Origin of the sequence: Sinorhizobium sp. 22678, assembly GCF_052044265.1 — a bacterium.
GTDB lineage: Bacteria > Pseudomonadota > Alphaproteobacteria > Rhizobiales > Rhizobiaceae > Sinorhizobium > Sinorhizobium meliloti_A.
The window spans coordinates 1-23,909 of sequence record NZ_JBQEMS010000025.1; the positions used below are offsets into that span (position 1 = coordinate 1).

Here is a 23,909-nt window from a genome sequence, read left to right on the forward strand (position 1 = left end):
TGGGACTGACGCCCAAGGATCATTCGACCGCTGGCAAGACGAGGCTTGGGGTGATCACCCGTGCCGGCGACGAGATGCTGCGAAGCGTTCTGGTGGTTGGGGCGACCTCTCTTCTTCAACAGGTCAGAGCCGGCCGAAGCCGGCATGCCTCGCAATGGCTCACCGGACTGCTGCAACGCAAAAAGCCTAAGCTTGTTGCCGTGGCGCTCGCCAACAAGATCGCCCGGATCGCCTGGAAGCTGATGGTAAGCGGCCAAACCTATCGGAGGATGGAAGAGCAGCCGCAGGCCGCATAGAGATTGGCCGCCATGGGCGCGCAACACAAAGCCGCCCGTGTCCGGCTGATGCTGTGAACTTGCAAGAGAACAAGCAGATGGTGCGATCAATCGATTCCCAAGACGCTTGACACGCCGCTCATCCCAATGGCCTTCCAAGGCCGTTGCACTGTTTGGCACAGGCGTTGCGGAAACCATCTTGGCCAGTGGCCCTGTGCGGCCACACCGAAAGGCCGAACATATGGAAGCAAGCGATCCGATCAAAAAATCTGCAAAAAACACTTGCAAAGGGGAGCCGTCCACATAAGGGATGAGGAAGAGGAGAGGTTGCAGTCCTCCGAAAAGCTTCCTTCAGCGGGCGGAAAACCCCACATACTCTTTCCCGGTCTAAGCTTCCGATCCCTTCGGCCGCCTTTCGAACATGACCATCGGCCGGCCGTTATAGGTCGTGCGCCAGAATTCCTTGAAACCGTGTTTCAGGGCGACATTGATCGAAGCCTGGTTGCCCGGTTCGATGATGCAGGTCTTCCTCAGCACGGGAAACTGACGGTCGGCCCAGGCGAGGGCGGCGGTCACGGCTTCCGTCGCCAGTCCGCGGCCGTGGTTTTTCGGTGAAATCGCCCAGCCCGTCTCCATCGTTCCCTCCAGCGAGGGCGTGATCTGGCGATGCGCTTCGTGGAAGCCGGCCTCTCCGATAAAGGCGCCGCTTTGCTTGTCCTGGATCGCGAAGAAGCCGAAGCCGAAGTAGTGCCACATGCCGACCTGGCGCAGGAATCGCGTCCAGGACTGTTCGCGGGTGTAAGGCACGCCGCCGGTATAGCGGGTCACTTCCTCGTCGCCGAAGAGTGCGCAATAGGAAGGAAAGTCGTCGCGCCGGTAGGGGCGCAGGAATAGCCGCTCGGTCTCGATCGTGGGGACGCTGTGCATTGTCGCTCCGCTTGTTCTGACAGGGGAAGGAGTAGAGTTCTCAGAAGCCCGGTTCACCGTCCCAATAGTCGGCCGCCGAGGGCGCGCGGCCGATGAAGTCGAACGACGCCTGGCTTTCGCCCGGACGCCGGGTCCGGGCAAGGAACTTGCCGGAGTCCGGATATTCGCAGATTTCGGTCGCTGCGATGGTGGAAATGGACAGGTATTTGAGCGGGACGGTGCCGGTATTGATGAGGTGATGCGCGGTCTCCTGGCCGCCAGCGGGGGCTCCGAGTATGTCGCCTGGTCCGACCGCATGGCGTTCGCTGCCGAAACGATAGGTACCTTGCCCCTCGAGGATGATGAACAGCTCTTCTTCGACATGGTGGTTATGGAATGGACACCCGGATTTTCCGGGCGGAACCTCGCCGTAGCCTATGCCAATATCCTTGAGGCCGAGAAGCGACCCGAAAGAGACGTCGCTGGATTCGAAGAACGAGCCACGGCGCCAGTGGTCGAGCTTCAGGTTCTTCGGATTGACGATGGGCTTTTGCGCGTCCGTCATCGCAGTCGTCCTCCTGGTCGCGTCGCATGCCCGGCTCGACCTTGCGGAATCGGTCTGGGCGCGCTTAAGGATTAGAGACAGTTGGCGCCGTTACAAGCGGGTTTGCTGTTCGGCTCCACCAATATCGAAGATTGCGGTACGGCAAATGCCCTTCGGTTAACGGAATTTACTTGCCATTCCGTGCCGGGCATGGTTTGACCGCCGCCTGCACCGGCCAAGTCCGGTCCGAATTTTTCAAGACAGGTGATCCATGGCGAAGATCAAGCCCGTCCACATCCTGATTGTGGAAGCGCGTTTCTATGACGATATGGCCGACGCGCTCCTCGATGGAGCGAAACATGCGCTGGATGCGGCCGGCGCCACTTATGATATTGTGACGGTTCCGGGGGCGCTGGAAATTCCCGCGGCGATCGCCATGGCGCTCGACGGCGCCGACGAAGGCGGGGCGGAATATGACGGCTTCGTTGCGCTCGGCATGGTGATCCGCGGCGAAACCTACCATTTCGACATCGTCGCCAACGAGTCCGCGCGCGCGCTGATGGATCTCGCCGTCAGCGAGAGCCTGGCGCTCGGCAACGGCATTCTGACGGTCGAAAACGACGATCAGGCCTGGGCACGGGCCCGCCGTACGGAAGGCGACAAGGGCGGATTCGCCGCGCGCGCCGCCCTGACCATGATTGAACTGAAGCAAAGATTGGGCGCAGAGAAGTGACGAACACCCCTTCGGATCAGCCGCTGAAACAGGTCAACCAGCGTGGCGCCGCGCGCCTTGCAGCCGTTCAGGCGCTTTATCAGATGGATGTCGGCGGGACCGGCGTCCTGGAGATCGTCGCCGAATACGAGGAACATCGCCTCGGCAAGGAACTGGACGGTGACACCTATCTCAGGGCAGACGCGTCCTGGTTTCGCTCGATCGTTGCGGGCGTCGTGCGCGACCAGCGCAAGCTCGATCCGTTGATCGGCTCGGCGCTTCAGGATGATTGGGCGCTTTCCCGGCTCGATTCCACCGTTCGCGCAATCCTGCGCGCCGGCACCTTCGAGATACTGGAGCGAAAGGACGTGCCGGTTCCGGTGATCGTGACCGAATATGTCGAGATCGCCAAGGCCTTCTTCCAGGACGAAGAGCCGAAGCTCGTCAACGCCGTCCTCGACCGGATCGCCAAACAAGTTCGCGGCGACCAGAGAAAGTAAGCGGATGGCCACCGAGCCGGCAGAAATCCGAACGGTCCTCCGCGAGGCTCGTCGCAACGTGCAGTTGCTTACCGTGGCGCAGGCACTCCTCGGCGTTGTCGGGCCGATCAGTTTTGCCGTCGGCGGGGTTGCCGGCCACCAGTTGCTCGGCGAAGACAAGTCGCTCGCGACGGCGCCGCTCACCGCCTACAATCTCGGCATGGCGCTCGGCGTCGTGCTCGTTGCGGTGTTGTCGCGACTCCTTGGCCGGCGCTTCGCCTTCATCGCCGGTGCGTCGATCGCTGCGCTCGGCGGCGTGCTCGCCACGGCTGCACTGTTCCGGGAGAGTTTCTGGTTCTTCGCCTGCGGCCTCGCCGTGCTCGGCGCTTCCAACGGCTTTACGCAGAAGCTCCGCTTTGCCGCAGCCGACGCTTCGCCCTCCTTCTACAAGGCCAAGGCGATTTCCTGGATTCTGGGAGGCGGCATCGTCTCGGCGATCCTCGGACCGCAGATCGTCATCTTCGCGGGCGATTACTTTGCGCCCGTGTGGTTCGCGGGCGCTTTCGTCGCTCTCGTACCGGTCTGCCTCGTCGCGCTCTTCTTCTTCGTGCCGCTACGGCTGCCGGACCACACATCGGCATCGACCCATCATGAGCAGCCTCCCGCGCGTCCGCTGCCCGAGATTGCGGGCAGCCAGCGTTTCATGACGGGAATGATCTGTGGGATTTCCAGCTATGTCCTGATGACCTTCATGATGACGGGCGCGCCCGTCGCCATGGTTGTCGGCTGCGGCTTTTCGAGCGATCTCGCGACGCTCGGAATCCAATGGCACGTGCTTGCGATGTTCGCTCCGAGTTTCGTCACGGGTTGGCTGATCAGCCGCTTCGGCGCCGAACGCATCGTCGCATGCGGTCTCCTCCTGCTGATGGCCTGCGCTGCCGTGGCTCACCTCGGCGTCGCACTCTGGAATTTCTGGGGCGCGTTGTCGCTGCTCGGCCTCGGCTGGAATTTCGGTTTCATCGGCTCCACGGCGATCGTCGCGCAGAGTTACCGGCCGCATGAGGCAGACAAGGTCCAGGGCTTTCACGACATCGTTCTCTTCTCAGCCGTCGCTTGTTCTTCCTTCGCGTCCGGCAAGGTGCTTTCCGCCTATGGTTGGGACATGCTGAGCGCGGTTGTCTGGCCAGTGGCCGGTTTTTGCCTTCTTCTCCTTCTCCCGCTCCTGCGGGCGGGCAAGCAAGCCACCGCCTGAAAGCCGGTTTATCCGAACGCTTCCCGGACCCTGAAAAAGGCCGGCATGCGGGCAATTTCAGGGGCTTGACGATCCACATCGGCAACAGCACTCTGGCCGCGCCGCGAAAACGCGTCGCTTGAGGAGGCGGCGTGTGATTCGCGGAGAGGGGCCTGCGGCAGGGATGAGCCCGCAGGTTGTAACGGAGGAAAGTGCGAAATGACCATATTGTTGGGCGTTATCGCATGCGGGTTGCTTTCGGTGGTCTACGCCATCTGGGCGACAAGGTCGGTGCTTGCCGCCGACCAGGGGAATGCCCGCATGCAAGAAATCGCAGGTTTTATCAGAGAGGGGGCGCAGGCCTACCTCACGCGTCAGTACACAACCATCGCCATCGTCGGTGTCGTCGTTTTCATCGCCGCATGGGTCCTGTTGTCGGGTGCAGCAGCCATCGGCTTCCTTATCGGTGCGGTGCTCTCGGGTGCCGCAGGCTTCATCGGCATGCATGTTTCGGTCAGGGCCAACGTCCGTACGGCCCAGGCCGCCTCGGTCAGCCTCGCCTCCGGTCTCGACATCGCATTCAAATCCGGTGCAATCACCGGCATGCTGGTGGCCGGCCTCGCCCTCCTGGGCGTCTCGGTCTACTATCTCATACTCACCGCAGGCCTGGGGCATGAGCCGGCCGCGCGCGAGGTCATCGATGCGCTTGTCGCGCTCGGCTTCGGGGCGTCGCTGATTTCGATCTTCGCCCGTCTCGGCGGCGGCATCTTCACGAAAGGCGCCGATGTCGGCGGCGACCTCGTCGGCAAGGTAGAAGCGGGTATCCCCGAGGACGATCCGCGCAATCCGGCGACGATCGCCGACAACGTCGGCGACAATGTCGGAGACTGCGCCGGCATGGCCGCCGACCTGTTCGAGACCTATGCGGTTTCCGTCGTGGCGACGATGGTGCTTGCATCGATCTTCTTCGCCGGGACCCCGATGCTCGCAACCGTCATGACTTATCCGCTGGCGATCTGCGCGGCCTGCATCATCACCTCGATCATCGGCACCTTCTTCGTCAAGCTCGGCGCAAACGCCTCGATCATGGGTGCGCTTTATCGCGGGCTGATCGTTACGGGCGCTCTGTCGATCCTCGGCCTTGGCGCGGCGACATCGCTGACGATCGGATGGGGTTCGATCGGAACGGTCGCGGGCATGGACATCACCGGCTGGAATCTGTTTCTCTGCGGCATCATCGGCCTTATCGTCACCGCGCTGATCGTCGTGATCACCGAATATTATACGGGGACGAACAAGCGGCCTGTGAACTCGATCGCACAGGCCTCGGTCACCGGCCACGGCACCAACGTGATCCAGGGTCTCGCCGTGTCCCTCGAATCGACGGCCTTGCCGGCAATCGTCATCGTCGGCGGCATCATCGCGACCTACCAGTTCGCCGGCCTCTTCGGGACGGCCATCGCCGTGACCGCGATGCTCGGTCTTGCCGGCATGATCGTAGCGCTCGACGCCTTCGGTCCCGTGACCGACAATGCTGGCGGGATTGCCGAGATGTCGCATCTGCCGCCCGAGGTGCGCAAGTCGACCGACGCGTTAGACGCCGTCGGCAACACCACCAAGGCCGTGACGAAAGGTTATGCGATCGGTTCGGCGGGGCTTGGTGCCCTGGTACTCTTCGCGGCCTATTCCAACGACCTCGCCTATTTCGCCGCCAATGGCGACAAGCATCCCTATTTCGCCGACGTCGGGACGATCTCCTTCGATCTGTCCAATCCTTACGTCGTCGCCGGGCTGATCTTCGGCGGTCTCATCCCCTATCTCTTCGGCGGTATCGCAATGACCGCCGTCGGCCGTGCCGGGAGCGCCGTCGTCGAGGAGGTTCGTCGTCAGTTCAAGGAAAAGCCCGGCATCATGGAAGGCAAGGATCGGCCGGACTATGGCCGGGCCGTCGACATGCTGACGAAGGCGGCGATCCGCGAAATGATCATCCCGTCGCTGCTGCCGGTGCTGGCGCCGATCGTCGTTTATTTCGGCGTGCTGCTGATCTCCGGCTCGAAGGCGTCTGCCTTCGCGGCGCTCGGTGCCTCGCTCCTCGGCGTGATCGTCAACGGCCTTTTCGTGGCCATCTCGATGACGTCCGGCGGCGGTGCCTGGGACAATGCCAAGAAGAGCTTCGAAGACGGCTTCGTCGACCGCAACGGCACCCGCCACATGAAGGGATCCGAAGCGCACAAGGCCTCGGTGACGGGTGACACCGTCGGCGATCCCTACAAGGATACAGCCGGTCCGGCGGTCAACCCCGCGATCAAGATCACCAACATCGTGGCCCTTCTCCTGCTCGCCGTCCTGGCCTGACGCAGGCGTCTTGAAAAACAGAAGGCCCGCGGGACCTGGTCTCGCGGGCCTTTTTTGATCCGTTGCGGCTCGGTTACTTGCCGAAGTCCTTGAACAGGTTGCGCGCGGCGGCCTGTCCGGCGCCGGGGCCGCTCAGGAGCTGGCCGAGGAAGCTCGATTCCTTGCCGCCGGTCGGCGTCGTTCGCGACAGCATGTCGAAGACCTTCCCGTCCTTCAACGTGTAGTGCGCGAGCTGGCTGACGGTGCCTTCCTTGTCGAAATAGACGGCGAGGATGGACTGATCGATGATCTTCGGCTTCATGAAGGCGACCGGCCGTTTGCGGGTCTGGGAGATGTAGTAGAACACCTCATTGTCGAATGTCGCGGTGGTCGAAGGCGTGCCGAGCGAAAGCAGCACCTGCTCGCGGCTCGATCCGACCGGCACGAGTGCCAGCGTTTCCTGGTCGACGACATAGCCCTGATGCAGGACTTCACCCACATTCGCGGACATGCAGGCGGAAAGGGCGGTAGTACACAGGGAAGCCACGAGCACGGCACGGCCCAGGACTTTGAGGTTTGTCGTCAAATACCGCTTCGTCAAGGACTGCTCCCCTGGAGTAACGATTGGCAGATCGGCCATTGCAATTCGTGCCCGCTTCGGTAAACCAGCTTCGGCTATCATGCAACATGATCATGGGCGCTTGCCCCTGATTTCGAGAAAGCCAGCCGGCCTCTGTGATGATTTTTGGACTGTTCAAGAAAAAAAGCGGCAATATTGCGATTGTGAAGCGCCAATATGCGGCACTGACCGCGGCGGCGCGCCAACCGTTTCTCTATACCGACCTCGATGTGCCCGACACGGTCATGGGGCGCTTCGAGATGTTGTCGGCGATTCTGATCCTTTATTTCCGCCGCACGCGCAGCTCGGCGCGAGCCGGCCAGGAGATCGCGCAGGAGATTGTCGACGCCTTCTTCGAGGATGTCGATCATTCCATCCGCGAGCTCGGCGTCGGCGATATGAGCGTGCCGAAGAAGATGAAGAAACTTGCCGGCATGTTCTATGGCCGCCTCGAATCCTACGCGGCGGCCCTTGAAGGACGCGACGCCGGCGCACTGGCGGCCGCATTGCGGCGCAATTTCCACGCCGACGTAGAGGACGCGCCGTCCATGCAGGGCCTCGCCTCCTACCTCCTTGCGGTCGAGTCCGTACTCACGGATACCACGGAAGAGGCCGTCGAGACGGGTCAGTTGCGCATCCCCCCGGCCGGAACGTAAAAGCGCCGCGATCGTTCGTCGATCAAATGGCAGCGCGCCGACCGCCGCCCTGCAGCGGTGCCGGCGCGAGGAAGGATCTGAACATGAAGCAAGAGAGCAAACCGGCATTCTCCTACCCGGTGAAGGTGGGGCATATTTCGGCAAATCCTGTGACCGTGCATATGTCGGCGAACGATGCCGAACTGCGGGCTCTTGCCGAGCTTTGGCGCGTGGAAGGCGTCTCTTACCTTGCCGCCGACCTGCAGATTGCGCGCTGGAAAAAGGACGGTGTGAAGATCAAGGGCGAGGTTCGTGCGCATATCGTCCAGTCCTGCGTCGTGACGCTCGAGCCGGTCGAGTCTGATATCCGGGAACCGGTGGATGCGATCCTCGTACCCGAGGGATCACGTCTCGCGCGGCAGGCCGACGCCGACGGCGGCGAGATGATCGTCGATCCGGACGGACCCGACCTGCCAGATACCTTCACAGGCGATACGATCGATGCCGGCGTGGTCGTCAGCGAGCACGTCGCGCTCGCCATCGATCCCTATCCGCGCAAGCCGGGCGCCGCTTTCGGCGAACGCATCGAAAGCTCCGCCGCGGACGACGAACGGCCGAACCCGTTCGCGGTGCTGAAGGACTGGAAAAAGGATTGAAACGGCTGAGCCCCGGCTTACAATTCGGTTGTCACGCCGACGAAAAGCAGTATTTTGGCCCGACTCCAGCCAAGGGGGCCGCTACGCCGAGACATTGCATGCCGGCCCCACTTCAGAAGGAACATGGATCGCCGCCGCTTGATGCTTGAGGGGCGAAACATGTTGCGTGGCGGGAAAAAAGGATAAGACACGCGTGGTCAGAATTTCACTTGACGTGATGGGAGGCGACTATGGTCCTGAAGTCGTCATCCCGGGCGCAGCGAGAGCGCTCGAACGTCACCCGGACATAAAGTTCGTTCTTTTTGGCCAGGAAGCGCGGTGCGTGGAACTGCTTGCCAAGCACCCGAAGCTCAAGGCGAGCAGCACGTTCCATGATTGCGAGATTGCCGTCGGCATGGACGAAAAGCCGAGCCAGGCGCTTCGGCGCGGACGCGGCAAATCGAGCATGTGGAAGGCTATCGACGCGATCAACGCCGGCGAAGCGGATGTGGTCGTCTCGGCCGGAAACACCGGCGCCCTGATGGCGATGTCGGTGTTCTGTCTGAGGACGATGCAGGGCATTCAGCGGCCGGCGATCGCCGCCATCTGGCCGACGCTGAAGGGCGAAAGCATCGTTCTCGACGTCGGCGCTACGATCGGCGCGGACGCGCAGCAACTCATGGATTTCGCCCTGATGGGCGGCGCAATGGCCCGGGCGCTCTTCGAAGTTGAGCGTCCTTCCGTCGGCCTTCTAAATGTCGGCGTGGAGGAGATCAAGGGCCAGGAAGAGGTAAAGGAGGCCGGGCGCCTGATCCGTGAGGCCGACGTCGAGGGGATCGAATATTACGGCTTCGTCGAAGGCGACGATATCGGCCGCGGCACCGTCGATGTCGTGGTCACCGAGGGCTTTTCCGGTAATATCGCGCTGAAGGCAGCAGAGGGGACGGCGCGTCAGATCGCCGAATATCTGCGCGCCGCGATGTCGCGCACGCTTCTTGCAAGGGTCGGCTATGTCTTCGCCAAGGGAGCCTTCGACCGGCTCCGCGAGAAGATGGATCCGCGAAAGGTCAATGGCGGGGTTTTCCTCGGTCTCAACGGCATCGTTATCAAGAGCCATGGTGGCGCGGATGCCGAGGGCTTCGCCGCGGCCATCGACGTCGGATACGATATGGTGAAGAACGGCCTGAAGGCGAAGATCGAGACCGATCTGGCACGGTATCATGGCGCCCAGCCGTCCGAAGCCCTTCCGCGGGCATGAATGATGAGGTTTGAGTAGATGATCCGTTCTGTCGTGCGCGGCTTCGGGGCAGCACTGCCGAAGCGAGTGATGACCAATAAGGAAATCGAATCCAAGGTCGACACGTCCGACGAATGGATCGTGCAGCGGACCGGCATCCGCCAGCGCTATATCGCAGGCGAGGAGGAGACGAGCGCCTCTCTCGGCGAGGCGGCGGCGCGTGCGGCGCTCGCGAGAGCCGAGCTGACGCCCGACGACATCGACCTGATCATCGTCGCGACCTCCACTCCGGACAACACCTTTCCTGCAACCGCGGTGAACATCCAGAACCGTCTCGGCATGCGGCACGGTGCGGCGTTCGATATGCAGGCGGTCTGTTCCGGCTTCGTCTACGCGGTCGCGACGGCTGACGCCTATATTCGCGGCGGTCTCTCCAAACGCGCGCTGGTCATTGGCGCTGAGACCTTCTCGCGACTTCTGGACTGGACCGACCGGACGACCTGTGTGCTCTTCGGCGACGGGGCCGGTGCGATCGTTCTGGAGGCGCAGGAGGGGGCCGGCACGAAGGCTGATCGAGGCGTTCTGACGGCGCAATTGCGCTCTGACGGCGCCCACCGTGACAAGCTCTATGTCGACGGCGGGCCGTCCACGACGGGCACCGTCGGCCATCTCCGGATGGAAGGGCGCGAGGTCTTCAAGCATGCGGTCGGCATGATCACCGACGTGATCGAGGCGGCTTTCGAGGCAACCGGGACCACCGCCGACGACATCGATTGGCTGGTTCCGCACCAGGCCAACCGCCGCATTATCGACGGCTCGGCCAAGAAGCTCGGCATCCCTCTCGAAAAGGTTGTGGTTACCGTCGATCTGCATGGCAACACCTCCGCGGCGTCGATTCCGCTTGCCCTTGATGCCGCCGCCTCCGACGGCCGGATCAAGAAGGGTGATCTCGTAATGCTCGAAGCGATGGGCGGGGGCTTCACCTGGGGCTCCGTTCTTCTACGCTGGTAAGAAAATAATGAATTACGGCAGGTGCTTGACCGGAAAAGACAAGGGCAATAGTCTTCAATCGCTGATCGGCATGCCAGACATCGGTGGGGGAAGATGAGCGGAAAAACAGTAACGCGGGCAGACTTGGCTGAATCGGTTTTTCGCAAGGTGGGTCTGTCTCGCACGGAGTCCGCCGAACTCGTGGAAACTGTCATCGACGAGATCTGCAACGCAATCGTGCGTGGCGAGAGCGTGAAGCTGTCTTCTTTCGCAACGTTCCAGGTGCGCGACAAGAACGAGCGCATCGGCCGGAACCCGAAAACCGGCGAGGAAGTGCCGATTTCTCCGCGGCGGGTGATGACCTTCAAGGCTTCGAATGTCCTGAAGCAGCGGGTCCTGAAGGCGCATCTGAGCCGCAAGTCCAAGTTGAAACCGTCCAACCCGGCCGGCTGAAGCGCCGTCGACCACCACAAATGTGGTTGAAAACCCATCCATAAGCCATTGAAATAGGCATGATTCGTGTAATCATCGCCTGACGATCCGTGCGTCGCGTAGCCGATCTTGCGCGGCGAGCAAGCGCCACCCGAAGCATTGCCGGGAAAGTGCTTAGCGGTTTTCCGTACGGAAGTGCGGAGCTTCAAGGACTTAGAGGGTTTCAGTCTTTCCATGAAACACTGAAAGCGCTGGTCCTAGCGGCGATTTGGATGGCGGATACGCCGACAGAGGACGTAAAACACGTCGCAGGAATCGGTTCAGATCCCGACGCGCCTTATGGAGATGGGGACCACATGGAGAAAAGCCCGGATGCTTTCCGCACCATCAGCGAGGTTGCGGACGAACTCGATCTGCCCCAACACGTGCTTCGTTTCTGGGAAACCCGGTTCCAGCAGATCAAGCCGATGAAGCGCGGTGGCGGGCGCCGCTATTATCGCCCCGAGGATGTCGACCTGCTCAAGGGCATCCGCCACCTCCTCTACGATCACGGCTATACGATCAAGGGTGTGCAGAAGCTTTTGAAAGCCAACGGCAACAAATTCGTCGCCGCCATCGCGAGCGGGGATCTTGCGACCGTCGAGGCGCTTGCCGCTTCCAGCAACGAAGAGCCGGCGCCGCCCAAGGCGGGCGTGGCGGAGGAGGACCAGATCGTCGGCCGTCCGAAGGCACCGGCGAGCCGGCGTTTCTTCTCTTTCGGCACCGGAGGCGACGATGCCGAAATAACGGTCGGCAAGACGTCGGTCGGCAAGGAAGACAGGGCGCTGCTGCAGGAAGCGCTCTACGACCTCCTAGAATGCAAGCGTCTGCTCGATCAGGTTCGGTAATAGGGAAGGCACGGGAAGGGGGCCTCGAAAGCAGTGCCGAGGCCCAACTCGGTCGTGATCAACTTATTCGGCCGCTTCTTCCGTCGACTGCTGTGCATTCTTTTGTTTCAGGAGGAGATCGTCAGAGGTCGACTGCTCGGCCTTTGCCACGCTCGCGGTCGTGATCTCCTTGTCGACTTTGTCGATCGATGCCGTGGTATTGGAATGGCCCAGGCAATCGGCTGACGCTGCCGTCGCCGATAAAGCGAAGGCGGCTGCAAGTACGAGGATGCTCTTCATCGGGCTTCTCCTGTGGTTTGCAGGCGCAGTTTATCCAGCACGGGACATCGATCCAAATCACAAAACTGTTGTCGTGCCGCTTCCGATACAGTCGGCGGCCTCCTGTGATGGGCGAGCTCCATTTTCCCCCTTGCGCCGGGCGTGTGTTCCGACTAATGAGAGCGGGCTTGTAACCAAGCGGGTCGGAGCGTAGCGCAGCCCGGTAGCGCACTTGACTGGGGGTCAAGGGGTCGTGGGTTCGAATCCCGCCGCTCCGACCATTTCCGCTTTGGTTTCAACGCGATACGATGGGCGCCCTTGCGCAATCCTGGATCTTGGCTTTCGCCCTGATTCGTTTCCACTGCATCTTGAGCCCGCTATAGGTGATCGGATACCGGTTGCCCTTCTTCCTCCCCATCTCCTTCGAGACGGCGCTCGGTTGCGGCGTTGATCGAGCTGTGCCAGCGTGTGCTCAAAGTTGCCCGGAAGTGGCAGCATCCTCGGGGCGAGGGAGGAGATGAGGACGCTGCCGCTCCGTCCGGAGACGGGCTTTAACGGTCAGCCGCAAAGATGGTTCCGACTGGCGCTTTGTGTTTTTGCTTCGGGGAGAGTAAGCCCCCTTGTTCTCACTCTGTCATCGATGTGACAACCACCTTCTGCCGAGATACTCCAAGGCCTTCAGGCGACTGTGATCGGCTCCGCGGGTCACTCCAACTGACTTCCGCCGCTGTGCCATCGTTTTCTTTGGAGTGTCAGAATCCTTGTTCTCGTCGCGTGAGGCACTTTGCTCCGGCAACGCGTAGTCGTCTCTGTCTTGCATCAATCAATTCCTAATGCGCTGGGGAGTGGGAGCCTCAGAGCTGCGGAGAAGGGACAATCTTTACAGCTCTGAGGTCATCACTCACCCAAGCGGCTGGGGGCCGCTCGACGGTGACAACTCCAATTCGGTCTGAAAGGTTTCGCTCGGCCGCCTGGCTAAGACCTTTGCCATCGATACACCCGACCAAGGTCCGATATGCCGTCGGCGGGAAGCGCTGGCACGGCTATCGGAACATCGCCCTCGGGCGATGGGGCGAGTGCCATTCGCGGCCTTGAAAAGCGTGAGCCCCGGCGCTGGCAAGCGCTTTCCCTTGATTCCTGTTCCGCTGAGAGTACAATATGTCCAAGCGACGTTCGAAGCGGTTCCCTTGAATGGAACAGGGCAAATGCGCCCCAGCTAGAAGATGACACGTCGCGACCGGAGCTGCAGCAAGTCCCCCGCTGCAGCTCTATTTGTGTCAGGCCATCTTTCGGTTTGGAGGAGCGGGTTGCCGCCGTCGCCTCGATCATCGTCCGGCCACCAACCCTGCCGATCGTCACCGAGTGCCTCTTTCGCCCGCTGATCGCCGAGCCGTGTCAACAGCCGTTGCAGCAGCTGGTGCTCGGTGATGCCGCTTACGTGGCTGGTACTCGGCGATTGGACGACCCATGCAGATCTGGGGCCTTCGAACGCTGTAGCAGGTGACGAGAGCCACCGTGGCGTTCATCTTTTAATGCTGGAGGGCTGCACATTATTTGCCGGTTTGGCTTTCCCTTTTGCGTTGTTTCCGCCCTTGCCGCCCTTTATGCCATTGGCGCCCTTACCGCCCTTTGCACTATTCCCGCCTCCGCCGCCCTTTCCCAGGTTCGAGCTGCCGCTGCCGGATGCAGCGATGGCATCCGAGGTGAGGCTGGCAGAAAGCAACATGGTCACAGCAGGTGGCGTGACTGCCGCGAATCGGCCGCAAGCTTTTAGAAACTCGCGTCTGTCTTCGTCGCTCTGAGGCAGTTCGGCCCGAATTTTCTCCATCTCTGTGCCCTCCTGTTGGCGAGGGCTATTTTAAAGACATCTCTAATGTGTTGCGATATAGCGATCAATATAGGCTCGCCGCGTTTGAGAATTCATCGAAATCTGCTCCCGCGTCGGCAACGGCTGATTTGGCCCCGATCCATTTTTTATTGTCGAGCATGCACCGCAGGTGCTCCGGTGCGTCGTAGGACGCCTAAGTGCTCCTGTTCGCCACTGAAAGCTCGCATCGCCATGTTTTGACACTAAGAGCTGGATGCTGTCCCGACCAGTGGCTGACATACATTACGGAGCGGAACATGCACTGCATCAACGTTTCCTGGATCTCCAGGTGCAGGCGCTCCTCACGGCATTTTTCGGGCGCCGAGATAAGGCACACCGTTAGTACCAGTGTTACCGGTCCCATGATTGCCCCCATACAATATAAATAGAATTATAAATACCTAATAAAGTGTAATGGAATGTACTGAACGTCTGTGGCCAAATCTGGGCTGATTCGATCCTATGGCTGCTGTCGGCGCCGCTGCGCTGCCATTCGCCGATAAACCTCTTCCGTCTCGTCGAGCATGCGTTTCAGTGTAAAACGGTCCCGGCGTGCCGAAGCCGCGCTGGCAAGGCGTCGAAACATATCCGGGTCGGCCGCCGCTATCATCGCTTTTGCAAGCGGTGAGGCGTCCTCGCTGTTCGGAACGACGTAGCCGTTCTCTCCGTGATCGACGGCCGTTCTGGCTCCGCCGACGTCGGAAATGATGATCGGCCGGCCGGCGGCGGCGGCTTCGAGCATCACATAGGACATTGCCTCGTAGCGGCTCGGCATGACGAGGAGATCGAATGCGGGCACCGCCTGAGGGCCCGTAAAGGCCGAGGTCAGATGGATGCGGTTCTGCAAACCGCTTGCGGCGATCGCGGCGCGGACCTCTTCCTCCAATTCTCCCGATCCGACCAGCACAAGGTGACCGTTCCTGATCGCCGTCGCGGCCTTGCCGAAGGCGTTGATGAGACGCTCGGGGGCCTTTTGCGCCGAGAGCCGGCCGATGAAGCCGAAAACGAAGGCGTCAGGTGGAATGCCGAAGCTGGCGCGCACCGTCTGCGCCATGCCGGTCGAGGGGGTCTCGACGCCGTTGACGATGACGGACATGCCCTGTCTCGAAATGCCGATCGACAGCGCATGGGCGAGTTCGTCACCGGAGACAGTGACGAGGTGATCGGTGTAGAAACGGGCGAGAAGCGCCTCGATGGCTCCGTATATCACCCGGCCGCTGCGGCCGAGCGTCGGATCCATCGTCCTGAAGGCATGCGGCGTGTAGACGCGCGGCACGTGCCTTCCCGGCAGGCGCAGGCGCGTCAGGGCCCCGGCCTTGGAACTGTGCGCGTGAACGACGTCGAAGGGCCCGGCAGTGCGGATGATGCGATTTATGGCGCGAAAGCAGGACCAGTCGGAGGGGGCGGGCGCCCGGCACATGCCGACGGCGTGAATGGCGGGAAGGCCGAGTGCCTGGAGTTCGCGCACGAAACCGTCTTCGGCCCGAACAGGAGAATAGATCGCTTCGACATGATGACCGCGCGCATGCATGCCGCGGCAGAGATCGAGAAAGTGGCGTCCGGACCCGCCGCCGCTGGGTTCCAGTACCTCGAGCAGGCGCAGAGGGGCGTCGAGCGGCTCGCTACCCGTAGTCATGCGGTCGTTCCGGAACGGATCTGCCTTCTATGGCGATATTCCAGCGCGGCGCACCCCCAGAGAATGCCGAGAAGCAGGTAGAAATGGCGCCAGTGGTCGGTGTCGATCACGTTGCCGATGCCGACATGGCCGATAAGCGTGATCCAGGCGATCATCAGATATGGTTGCCACGGCCTCTCGAGCAGCAGAAAGCGGAAGCCGAGCGACAGCGTCCAGAGGATGAGCGTGACATAGGCGACGAAGCCGAGCCATCCATAGGATGTCAGGCTCTTCAGAAGCACGTTGTGCTCGTCTTCAGGGAACATGGTGCTGAACACCATGGGGCCGATGCCGAGCGGCTTTTCCATGGCCATCAAAAAGCCGATCCGGTGCCGGTCGAAACGCCCGAGATGTCCGCCGTCATAATCCTGAACGAGCTGCGTGCGGCTCGAGAAGAGAGAGGCAACCTGGTCAGATTGCAGGGCGACCACGAGTGCTGCCACCACGAACAGGGCGCCGGAGAGGGTCAGCACGAGAATCCGGAGGCGGAAGAGACCGCTGCGCTGCTTAAGCAGCATGACGAAGACGAAAGCGACGACGCAGAAGAGGTCGAGAGCCCAGGCCGCCCGCGAGAAGGAGAGGAACACGCCGAGCGTGAGCACCAGCAGCCCGGCGATCTTCAAGGGCGCCCGGCTGATCGGCTGCGTCAGCAGGCCGTGAAGGAGGTAGAGGGTGGGGGCTACGAGGAACGGTCCGAAGACATTCGGGTCCTGAAACGCTCCCTTTGCCCGATCATACAGCGTGAAGTTCGCCGCACCCGGTATCGCGCCGAAATAGCCGAGGATGCCGAGGAGGGCGGTGATGACTGCGGCTGCCACCCAGGCATTGAGGATGAGCGGCAGGCGCTGAGAGCTCTCTTCGATGATGGCCGCAAAAAACACCGCCGTAAGGCAGAGGAAGCCGGTAACGGCCATATACATCGGACCGGTCCCAAGGTCGGCCATCACCGTCAGCGACAGGATGCCGCCGATCATGAACAGGGCGAGAAGGACCGTGAGCGGAGCCGTGGCACGGGAGATCCTGAGGCCGAAAAGCGCCCAGAGGCCGATGAGCCCCGCCATGAAGATCTCGTAGGGCGCGGGCTCGGCGATGACGAACCCGGACAGGAAGACGCCGATCGTCACCAGGCAGGAGCCGACGAGCGAAATCGCGGCAAGCTGCGGGCGAAGGATAGCCGGCCGCGATGCGGTGACGGCGGTCAATAGGCGTTTTCCGTGTTCAGCAGCCGAAACGGCGTGAGGATGAGAATCTTCAGGTCGAGCAGCAGCGACCAGTTCTCGATATAGTAGAGGTCGAATGCCGTTCGGAACCGTATCTTTTCGTCGTTGTCGATCTCACCGCGCCAGCCGTTGATCTGTGCCCAGCCGGTCACTCCCGGCTTGACGCGATGGCGGGCAAAATAGCCTTCGACGACATCGGAATAGGTTCGGTCCTTCGTCTGCGCGAGCACGGCGTGGGGACGTGGCCCGACGAGCGAGAGCTCGCCTTTCAGCACGTTGAAGAACTGGGGCAATTCGTCGATCGAAGATTTGCGCAGGAAGCGTCCGACGGGGGTTACGCGAGGATCGTTCTTGGTTACGGCGTTGCGCGCGGTCGGGTCGCTCATATGCGTGTACATCGAGCGGAACTTGTAGACCTCTATGGTCTCGTTGTTGAAGCCGTGGCGGTGCTGCTTGAAGATGATCGGACCGGGCGAGGTGACCTTCACCGCGACGGCGGCAGCGAGCATGACGGGCCAGAGCAAAGCGAGCGCCACGAGACTGAAAAAGATATCGAAGCAGCGCTTGGCGACGGAATCCCAGTCGGCGATCGGCTTGTCGAAGATGTCGAGCATCGGGACCTGCCCGACATGCGAATAGCTGCGTGGGCGGAAACGGAGATTGTTGGCGTGCGCCGCGAGCCGGATGTCGACCGGAAGCACCCACAGTTTTCTGAGGAGTGCGAGGATGCGCTTTTCCGCAGTCAGCGGCAGCGAGATGATCAGCATGTCGATGCGGGCGAGACGGGCGAATTCGACCAGTTCGTCCACCGTCCCGAGTTTCGGATAGCCGGCAATCACATTCGGGGACCGGCGCTCGTCTCGATCGTCGAAGATCCCGCAGATGCGGATGTCGTTGTCCGGTTGATGCTCGATCTCCCGGATCAGGTCCTTCGCGGGCTGCCCGCCACCGACGATGACGGCTCGCCGTTCCATGGTGCCGTTTCTCGACCAGTGACGGATCGAATAGGCGATGAATGCGCGCTCCGCGACGAGGAAAAACCCGCCGGCGAGGAACCATGCGCCGATCCAGAACCGCGAATAGAGGTGGCCCGATTTGAGAAAGAAAAGGCCAAGCGCAATCACGCCGAACGCAGCCGTCCAGGCACCGAGGACGCGCGGCGTCATCCTCAGCCAGGCGCGCAGTGCCGGCACCTGGTAGGCGTCGGCGACCTGCATGGCGGCAACGGCGAGCGCCGGCCCCCCGGCGAGGATGAGGAGATAGACCGGCAGTTGTTCCAGCGCCGGCGCGACATATTGTGCATTGATGCCGTAGCCGATGGCAAAAAGTGCGCAGAAGTCGAGAAGCCGGATAAGTCCGGTGATCATCGCCGGTGTGTAGGTGTCTGCACGGAACTGAAGGGCGATCTGCCTCGCCAGCGGGTTGAGCCCCGCATTTCCCCCTGTCCCGTTCTTTTGTTCGGTGGTGGTCTTGCGGATCTCCGAGACCTTCTTGCGAAGCGCTTCGGGGTCGAAGGTCTCTGGCCTGTCAAACTGGTTCATGGTCGCTTTCCGGCGCTGAAGTCCTCCGCCCGGATAGCAGAAAGCCACTAAGAAACGCTTACGTTGTACGCAGCCGCCCCTGCGGTACAAGCGATTCCTCGGTGAGGTCTCGATAAAGCTGCATCACGTGTCTGGTCATCACCGATGCGGCGAAGCGGGATTTGAACCGGTCCGCGTCGGGCACCGTCCGGGCAGCCCAGCCGGCGTCCAGGATGGCGTCTGCCATGAGGCGGGCAAGCGCCCCCGCATCGCCGGGTTGGGCGAGCGCCTCGCTATCGGACCCGAGAACCTCCGGGATGCCGCCGACGCGGGTCGCGATTACGGGCTTTCCGGCGGCGAGCGCTTCCAGAAGGATATAGGGCATGGATTCCGCGCGGGAGGGAATGACGACCATGCGGGCCAGAGCGAAAGCCTCGCGCGCCCTCATTGCCGGCAGCAGCCGGATGCGATCGGCGAGACCCATGCGCAGGGTCATTTCTTCGTATTGCCGCTGCTGCGGGCCATCTCCGACCATCAAGGCGGAAAGCCTGCGGCCGGCGATCTCTTCGGCTGCGGCAAATCCTTCGATAAAAAGATCGGGACCCTTCAGGTCCCGCATCATGCCGATATAGAGGAAATCGACAGCGCCCGGTCCCGTCTCGACCGGTTCGAATTCCGCATCGTCGATGCCGTTATAGATCAGCTCGCTGCGCGCCAGTGGATGGCCGACCCTGGCGCCGTAGGTGCGGCGTTCGTATTCGCAGACGAAGACGAGGGCGTCGGTCAGGCGTTCCTGCAGGCGCTCGACGCGCAGAATCAGCGAACCTGCCAGGGACCGGCGCTCGAAGTGAAGGCTGCCCCCATGGGGCGAATAGAGGCGGGCTACGCGATACTTGTTGACCCGCAGGGCTGAACCGACGATGCGCGCCAGCACGCCGCCCTTGGCGCCGTGGCCGTGCAATACATCCGGTTGCAAACTTCTGATTTCCTTGTAGCCGCGCCAGAGCGCCGCGGCGTCCGATGCCCCGATCGAACGATGGATCGGAACACGGATGATGCCGAGCGCCAGATGCGGGCGAACCTCTTCGAAGAGCGCGTCCTCGTGGGCCCCGCCGGTGGTGCTGTCGCAAAGGATTCCGACCTGATGTCCGGCATTCGCATGCGCTTCGGCAAGATCGCGCACGTGCCGGAATATGCCGCCGACCGGGGATCTGAAGCAATGAAGAATGCGCAAGGGGCGTTCGCTCATGGCGATCAGAACAGTCGTTCGCGTATATAGACGGTGTCGCCGGCGAGAACCGGGTCGGTTACCGGAACGCGTCCGGTGATGATGCGGCCGTTGATCTTGCGGGTGATGTCGGCGGTCGCCTGGTTGGCGCGTGGCGTGAAGCCGCCTGCGACGGCGATCGCATTCTGTACCGTCATCCCCGGAACATAGGCGTACTGGCCGGCCTGTCCCACTTCGCCCATGATGAACACGGAGCGGTAGCGGTCGACCTCGATCGTGACGTCCGGATCCTTGAGGAAGCCCTGGCGGAGCTTCGCCGCGATCATCCCCTCCAGTTCCGGAAGCGTATGCCCGCGCGACGGAACGGCCCCGATCAGCGGGAAGGCGACATAGCCGGCCTGATCGACCGTGTAGCTGCCGCTGAGGCTTGCCTGTTCGAAGACGTTGATGCGCAGGCGATCGCCGCTGTCCAGCCGATAGGGCTGCACCGTGGCCTGGCTGAAGCCCTTGGGGGCGGGCTGGTAGTTCGTGCAACCGCCGACGAGCGCCGACAGGATCGCCACGGCGAAGACGCTTGTTCTCTTGTTGGCTGCGGTCGACATGCGGTCAGGGGCTCCGGAAACGATCACCGTTGGCCGATGTTATCGATCCGTTAGGGTTAATGGCCGGTAAATCCGCCACGAGAATTTCCCGCATCGAATGCCCTTCCCGTCATGGCGCATGCCACCCTCTGGTTGCAGCGGAAATTAACCCTTGGGTTACCATGTTCGTTTACCTTCCCGCCAAACGAGAAAGCTTTGGAGTGCAGGCATGTCGGGCATCGGCGGACAGCAGGATGTGGATATCGATCTCGGCGGGCTTTTTCGCGCCATCTGGCAACGCCGCGTGCGGGTGCTGCTCGCCACGGTCGGGGCCGCTGCCGTCGCCTTCGCGGCTGCCAAGATGGTCGATCCCGATTACGAGGGCGAAACGCGCGTTCTGATAGAGTCGCGTGAGCCCGAGTTCAGCGGCACCAATCAAGTTTCGCAGAATGGCTCCGACCGGATGTTCGACGAGTCGGGCATCCTCAGCCAGGTGCAGGTCCTGCGCTCGGCGGACCTTATCAAGCAGGTCGCGCGCAACATGAAGCTTCACGAACTCGACGAGTTCGATCCCTCGGCACGGCCTTCCGCCGCGTCCGATCTCCTGGTGATGCTGGGTCTGAAGAAGAATCCTCTCGATTTGCCGCCGGAAGAACGGGTGCTGAAGGAGTTCGAAGAGAAGCTGCAGGTCTATCAGGTCGAAAAATCGCGTGTGATCGCCATCGCCTTCACCTCGAAGGACGCGAAGCTCGCAGCCGCCATTCCGAACGAAATGGCCAATGTCTATCTTTCGTTGCAGAGCGGAGCCAAGCTCGACTCGAACTCCGAGGCGAGCCGCTGGCTTGAGCCGGAGATCGCCAACCTGCGCGAGAAGGTGCGCGAGGCGGAGGCGAAGGTCGCAGGTTACCGCGCCGAGTCGGGCCTGCTTCCGACCGGCGAGACGCAGAATTTTGCCACGCGCCAGCTTACCGACATCTCGACGGAGCTTGCACGGGTGCGGTCGGAGCGGGCGAACACGGCTGCACGCGCCGAGGGAATGCGGACGGCGCTCGCCGACGGCCGTCCGGCGGACACGCTTGCCGACATCGTCGGTTCGCCGATGATTCAGCGTCTCAAGGAGAACCGCGCCAACGTCCAGGCGCAGATCGCCGACCTGTCGACGACACTGCTCGACGGCCATCCGCGGTTGAAGGGGCTCAAATCCCAGCTCGAAGGGATCGAAGGGCAGATCCGGTCGGAGACGCGGAAGATTCTTGCGAGCCTCGAAAATGAGGCGAAGGTCGGGCAACTGCGCGAGCAGCAGCTCGTTCAGCAAATGAACACGCTCAAGGCGCAATCGGCGCAGGCGGGCGAGGAGGAGGTCGGGCTCCGCGCGCTCGAGCGCGAGGCGACGGCGCAGCGCCAACTGCTCGAAACCTATCTCGCCCGATACCGCGAGGCGACGTCGCGTACCGTTGCGAACGCAACTCCGGCCGATGCACGCGTGATTTCGCGCGCCGTGGTCCCGACCGCCCAGAGCTTTCCGAAGGTGCTGCCGATCACGATCGTCGCTGCCTTTGCAAGCCTCCTGGTCAGTTGCGTCGTCGTCATGCTTGGCGAACTTTTCAGCGGCCGGGCGCTAAGGCCGGTCTCGCTCCCCGAAGCACCGGCCGCGGGTCAGCCCGCAGAAATGCCTTCAGTCGCTGGCGTGATCGAAGAAATTCCCGCACCTGTCCTCGTCGCGGCGGAACCTGCGCCTGAGGAAAACGGCGGCGATGGAAATGCGGCATCGAAGCACGATTTTTCGATCGAGTCGGTGGCCGAACATCTTCGTGCCAATGGCGTGCGGATTGCGGTCTCGGTATCCCCGGGCGGCGACGAGGGATCGACGGCCACCGTGATGCTGGCGCGCGTTCTGGCCGAGGACGAGCAGAAAGTCGTGCTGATCGACCTTTCCGGTTCGGCCTGTCCGACGCGGCTCATGGCACAATCGCAGGACCTTGCCGGGGTTACGAATCTGCTCATGGGCGAAGTCGCCTTCTCCGAGTCGATTCACTCGGACAGGTTGTCCCAAGCACATATCATACCCCATGGCGACGCCGATCCTCATGCGGCGATGCGCGGCATCGACCGGCTGCAGATCATCATCGACGCGCTCGCCAACGCCTACGATCTCGTCCTGATCGAATGCGGGTCGGCCGATGCGGAGGCCGTCGCCAAGGTGGCACGGCACGAGGGCACCGAGATCATTCTGTCGGCACCGTCGATCAGCGACGACCAGATCGTCGAGATGCTGTTGAGTTTCGGGGAAGCCGGATATCGCGACGTCGTGCTGATGACCGGGAAGGGGCAGGACGGCCCCGATTTTCCCGACCGCCGCGCTGCATAACGTCACGGTTCTTCCGCGCTTGCAGCCGATGCCTGCCGCCGCTGCCGCTGCCGCTGAACGAAGGCATAAAGCGTTTCGTTGGCCTTGACCAACCGTTTCGCCCCGGCGATCGCCCGGAAACCGCCGGCGGCCAGCCGACCGCGGAACGTGAGGGGCAGAACGATGTCGCGCAACGGGGTTTCCACCGTGCACCACGACCGCTTGTAAGGCTGGTCGCCGATGCCGAAGTCGAAGAGGGCCACGCCTTCCGCACAAAGGCGCTCGATCATTCTGTAGAACAGCAACTCGCCCGGGCTGGCGTCCGCGGCGATTTCCTCGTTGATCGAACCGAACTGGCAGATGACGTGGTCGCCTTTGCGTGAGAGACCGGCGACCGCGAGAATTCGGCCGGCATATTCGCCTCTCAGTCTTATCGCATTCAGTTCGAGGAGGGGCTCGGGCGCCCCGGCATCGATCAGCGCATGGAAAAAGGCGCGCGTCTCGGCATCACGAAAGGCATCCGGCAGGCCGAGTGTCTCGAAGCGGGCGGCTTTCTGGCGGAAGAAAGTCTCGAGCAGGGCGTGGGCCTCCTGCGTATCGCGAGCGATAACATAATCATAGCCGCCAATCTCGGCGAGGCGCCTTTCGGATATGCGCATCTTCTTGCGCCGCCGCTTGGCATTGATCTGGGCGAGTGTGTGCTCGATGGTGCCGAGAAGCGGCAATTGGAAGGAGGCGTTCGGGTTCTCGATGCCGGCCAGAGCGGCGAGGGGGTGCGGCGCGCCGCGCCAGATCTGCGGCGTCCGGTCGAATACGATCACGTCCGCGAAACGGCGGAGCTGGCGACCGATGCCGCCGGTGAGCGCTGCCGTGAGCTCCGCAGCGGGCGCATTGTCGATGCCGGAGCCGAACAGGCCGGTGTTGAGATTGCTGTGCTCCGAGCCGATCAGGCGCGCCGCGCGGAAAAGCCGGCCGCGTTCGATCTCGAACGGGAGGAGAAAAAGCGGCTCCCTGCCAGCCGCACCACGAACGATCAGCAGTTCGCTGCCATGCGTCTTTGTCCACGCCGCACACCAGTCGAAGCTCTGGTGCAGCGAATTGCCGCTGCTTCCGTCAAGCGCGCGCCACTCCGCTTCGATCTCGTCCATGTCCGCGTGGACGGAGATGGTGATCCGGCCGGCAGCGCTGCCTTCACGGGCGACGCTCCCGGCCGAAAGATACCGCCCGGCGCTGGCTTCCGGCGAAAGGGTGAAATCGGAACTTGCCATCATTGTCGATCCGCATGCGTGATGCAGCC

Annotated in this window: 25 protein-coding genes and 1 tRNA gene; 13 read left to right on the forward strand and 13 right to left on the reverse strand. The window is 62.1% G+C overall.

The window, feature by feature from the left end:
* On the forward strand, positions 1 to 296 hold a 296-nt coding region (locus ACTJKL_RS26440; RefSeq protein ID WP_440853088.1), incomplete at its 5' end, for a transposase.
* A 366-nt stretch (positions 297 to 662) separates the two neighbouring features.
* Here ACTJKL_RS26440 and ACTJKL_RS26445 read toward each other — a convergent pair.
* Complete coding sequence (locus ACTJKL_RS26445) at positions 663 to 1,202, reverse strand: GNAT family N-acetyltransferase (protein ID WP_100672160.1); 540 nt, start codon at positions 1,200 to 1,202, stop codon at positions 663 to 665.
* Between the two features lie 40 nt (positions 1,203 to 1,242).
* Positions 1,243 to 1,746, reverse strand: a complete 504-nt coding sequence (locus tag ACTJKL_RS26450) for a cupin domain-containing protein (RefSeq protein ID WP_100672161.1) — start codon at positions 1,744 to 1,746, stop codon at positions 1,243 to 1,245.
* 250 nt (positions 1,747 to 1,996) lie between these two features.
* Between ACTJKL_RS26450 and ribH the strand changes: the two genes are divergently transcribed.
* The 4 genes from ribH (at position 1,997) to ACTJKL_RS26470 (ending at position 6,502) form a co-directional block, all read left to right on the forward strand.
* The gene (gene ribH, locus ACTJKL_RS26455; protein WP_018094729.1) at positions 1,997 to 2,458 is read left to right on the forward strand and encodes a 6,7-dimethyl-8-ribityllumazine synthase; all 462 of its coding nucleotides are present in this window, start codon (positions 1,997 to 1,999) and stop codon (positions 2,456 to 2,458) included.
* The gene (nusB, locus tag ACTJKL_RS26460) at positions 2,455 to 2,937 is read left to right on the forward strand and encodes a transcription antitermination factor NusB (protein WP_003529296.1); all 483 of its coding nucleotides are present in this window, start codon (positions 2,455 to 2,457) and stop codon (positions 2,935 to 2,937) included. Before ribH ends, nusB begins: the two co-directional genes overlap by 4 nt.
* Positions 2,938 to 2,941: 4 nt before the next feature.
* The gene (locus ACTJKL_RS26465) at positions 2,942 to 4,168 is read left to right on the forward strand and encodes an MFS transporter (RefSeq protein ID WP_440854203.1); all 1,227 of its coding nucleotides are present in this window, start codon (positions 2,942 to 2,944) and stop codon (positions 4,166 to 4,168) included.
* A 198-nt stretch (positions 4,169 to 4,366) separates the two neighbouring features.
* Positions 4,367 to 6,502, forward strand: coding sequence for a sodium-translocating pyrophosphatase (locus ACTJKL_RS26470; protein WP_018094731.1), 2,136 nt, complete (start codon positions 4,367 to 4,369; stop codon positions 6,500 to 6,502).
* 73 nt (positions 6,503 to 6,575) lie between these two features.
* Here ACTJKL_RS26470 and ACTJKL_RS26475 read toward each other — a convergent pair whose 3' ends face one another.
* A complete protein-coding gene (locus ACTJKL_RS26475; protein ID WP_018094732.1) occupies positions 6,576 to 7,082 on the reverse strand; it encodes an outer membrane protein assembly factor BamE in 507 nt (168 codons plus the stop codon).
* Positions 7,083 to 7,219: 137 nt separating this feature from the next.
* Here ACTJKL_RS26475 and ACTJKL_RS26480 point away from each other — a divergent pair, with 137 nt between their 5' ends.
* The 6 genes from ACTJKL_RS26480 to ACTJKL_RS26505 all read left to right on the forward strand — a co-directional run bounded on the left by ACTJKL_RS26480 (position 7,220) and on the right by ACTJKL_RS26505 (position 11,916).
* Positions 7,220 to 7,756 carry a ubiquinol-cytochrome C chaperone family protein gene (locus ACTJKL_RS26480; RefSeq protein WP_440854204.1) on the forward strand — a complete coding sequence of 179 codons (537 nt, stop codon included), beginning with the start codon at positions 7,220 to 7,222 and terminating at the stop codon, positions 7,754 to 7,756.
* A gap of 83 nt (positions 7,757 to 7,839) precedes the next feature.
* Positions 7,840 to 8,391 (forward strand): YceD family protein, encoded by a 552-nt coding sequence (locus ACTJKL_RS26485; RefSeq protein ID WP_440854205.1) that lies wholly within the window; start codon positions 7,840 to 7,842, stop codon positions 8,389 to 8,391.
* 193 nt (positions 8,392 to 8,584) lie between these two features.
* Complete coding sequence (gene plsX, locus ACTJKL_RS26490) at positions 8,585 to 9,628, forward strand: phosphate acyltransferase PlsX (RefSeq protein ID WP_275596481.1); 1,044 nt, start codon at positions 8,585 to 8,587, stop codon at positions 9,626 to 9,628.
* Between the two features lie 18 nt (positions 9,629 to 9,646).
* On the forward strand, positions 9,647 to 10,618 hold the full coding sequence (locus ACTJKL_RS26495) for a beta-ketoacyl-ACP synthase III (protein WP_100672166.1): 972 nt from the start codon (positions 9,647 to 9,649) through the stop codon (positions 10,616 to 10,618).
* Positions 10,619 to 10,711: 93 nt separating this feature from the next.
* Complete coding sequence (locus ACTJKL_RS26500; protein WP_003529278.1) at positions 10,712 to 11,050, forward strand: integration host factor subunit alpha; 339 nt, start codon at positions 10,712 to 10,714, stop codon at positions 11,048 to 11,050.
* 335 nt (positions 11,051 to 11,385) lie between these two features.
* Positions 11,386 to 11,916 carry a MerR family transcriptional regulator gene (locus ACTJKL_RS26505; RefSeq protein ID WP_324763211.1) on the forward strand — a complete coding sequence of 177 codons (531 nt, stop codon included), beginning with the start codon at positions 11,386 to 11,388 and terminating at the stop codon, positions 11,914 to 11,916.
* A gap of 63 nt (positions 11,917 to 11,979) precedes the next feature.
* On the opposite strand, the gene ACTJKL_RS26510 is transcribed toward ACTJKL_RS26505, so the two are convergent.
* Positions 11,980 to 12,195 carry a hypothetical protein gene (locus ACTJKL_RS26510; RefSeq protein ID WP_100672168.1) on the reverse strand — a complete coding sequence of 72 codons (216 nt, stop codon included), beginning with the start codon at positions 12,193 to 12,195 and terminating at the stop codon, positions 11,980 to 11,982.
* A 183-nt stretch (positions 12,196 to 12,378) separates the two neighbouring features.
* On the opposite strand from ACTJKL_RS26510, the gene ACTJKL_RS26515 reads away from it, so the two are divergent.
* Positions 12,379 to 12,455 (forward strand) — tRNA-Pro (locus ACTJKL_RS26515).
* Between the two features lie 353 nt (positions 12,456 to 12,808).
* Here the strand turns inward: ACTJKL_RS26515 and ACTJKL_RS26520 are convergent.
* The 8 genes from ACTJKL_RS26520 to ACTJKL_RS26555 all read right to left on the reverse strand — a co-directional run bounded on the left by ACTJKL_RS26520 (position 12,809) and on the right by ACTJKL_RS26555 (position 20,286).
* Positions 12,809 to 12,994, reverse strand: a complete 186-nt coding sequence (locus tag ACTJKL_RS26520) for a hypothetical protein (RefSeq protein ID WP_100672169.1) — start codon at positions 12,992 to 12,994, stop codon at positions 12,809 to 12,811.
* Between the two features lie 702 nt (positions 12,995 to 13,696).
* Complete coding sequence (locus tag ACTJKL_RS26525) at positions 13,697 to 14,002, reverse strand: hypothetical protein (protein WP_440854206.1); 306 nt, start codon at positions 14,000 to 14,002, stop codon at positions 13,697 to 13,699.
* A 193-nt stretch (positions 14,003 to 14,195) separates the two neighbouring features.
* Entirely contained in the window at positions 14,196 to 14,405 is a 210-nt protein-coding gene (locus tag ACTJKL_RS26530; protein ID WP_324763213.1) for a hypothetical protein, read from the reverse strand.
* Between the two features lie 96 nt (positions 14,406 to 14,501).
* The gene (locus tag ACTJKL_RS26535; RefSeq protein WP_440854207.1) at positions 14,502 to 15,677 is read right to left on the reverse strand and encodes a glycosyltransferase family 4 protein; all 1,176 of its coding nucleotides are present in this window, start codon (positions 15,675 to 15,677) and stop codon (positions 14,502 to 14,504) included.
* Positions 15,674 to 16,918 carry an O-antigen ligase family protein gene (locus tag ACTJKL_RS26540; protein ID WP_100672171.1) on the reverse strand — a complete coding sequence of 415 codons (1,245 nt, stop codon included), beginning with the start codon at positions 16,916 to 16,918 and terminating at the stop codon, positions 15,674 to 15,676. Before ACTJKL_RS26540 ends, ACTJKL_RS26535 begins: the two co-directional genes overlap by 4 nt.
* Positions 16,915 to 18,477, reverse strand: a complete 1,563-nt coding sequence (locus ACTJKL_RS26545; RefSeq protein WP_440854208.1) for an undecaprenyl-phosphate glucose phosphotransferase — start codon at positions 18,475 to 18,477, stop codon at positions 16,915 to 16,917. The genes ACTJKL_RS26540 and ACTJKL_RS26545 overlap by 4 nt, the downstream gene beginning before the upstream one ends.
* Before the next feature lie 58 nt (positions 18,478 to 18,535).
* Positions 18,536 to 19,705 carry a glycosyltransferase family 4 protein gene (locus tag ACTJKL_RS26550; protein WP_440854209.1) on the reverse strand — a complete coding sequence of 390 codons (1,170 nt, stop codon included), beginning with the start codon at positions 19,703 to 19,705 and terminating at the stop codon, positions 18,536 to 18,538.
* A gap of 5 nt (positions 19,706 to 19,710) precedes the next feature.
* A complete protein-coding gene (locus ACTJKL_RS26555) occupies positions 19,711 to 20,286 on the reverse strand; it encodes a polysaccharide biosynthesis/export family protein (RefSeq protein WP_018094818.1) in 576 nt (191 codons plus the stop codon).
* 208 nt (positions 20,287 to 20,494) lie between these two features.
* Here ACTJKL_RS26555 and ACTJKL_RS26560 point away from each other — a divergent pair, with 208 nt between their 5' ends.
* The gene (locus ACTJKL_RS26560; protein ID WP_440854210.1) at positions 20,495 to 22,633 is read left to right on the forward strand and encodes a GumC family protein; all 2,139 of its coding nucleotides are present in this window, start codon (positions 20,495 to 20,497) and stop codon (positions 22,631 to 22,633) included.
* Between the two features lie 2 nt (positions 22,634 to 22,635).
* On the opposite strand, the gene ACTJKL_RS26565 is transcribed toward ACTJKL_RS26560, so the two are convergent.
* A complete protein-coding gene (locus tag ACTJKL_RS26565; RefSeq protein ID WP_440854211.1) occupies positions 22,636 to 23,883 on the reverse strand; it encodes a GNAT family N-acetyltransferase in 1,248 nt (415 codons plus the stop codon).
* Positions 23,884 to 23,909: the final 26 nt, after the last annotated feature.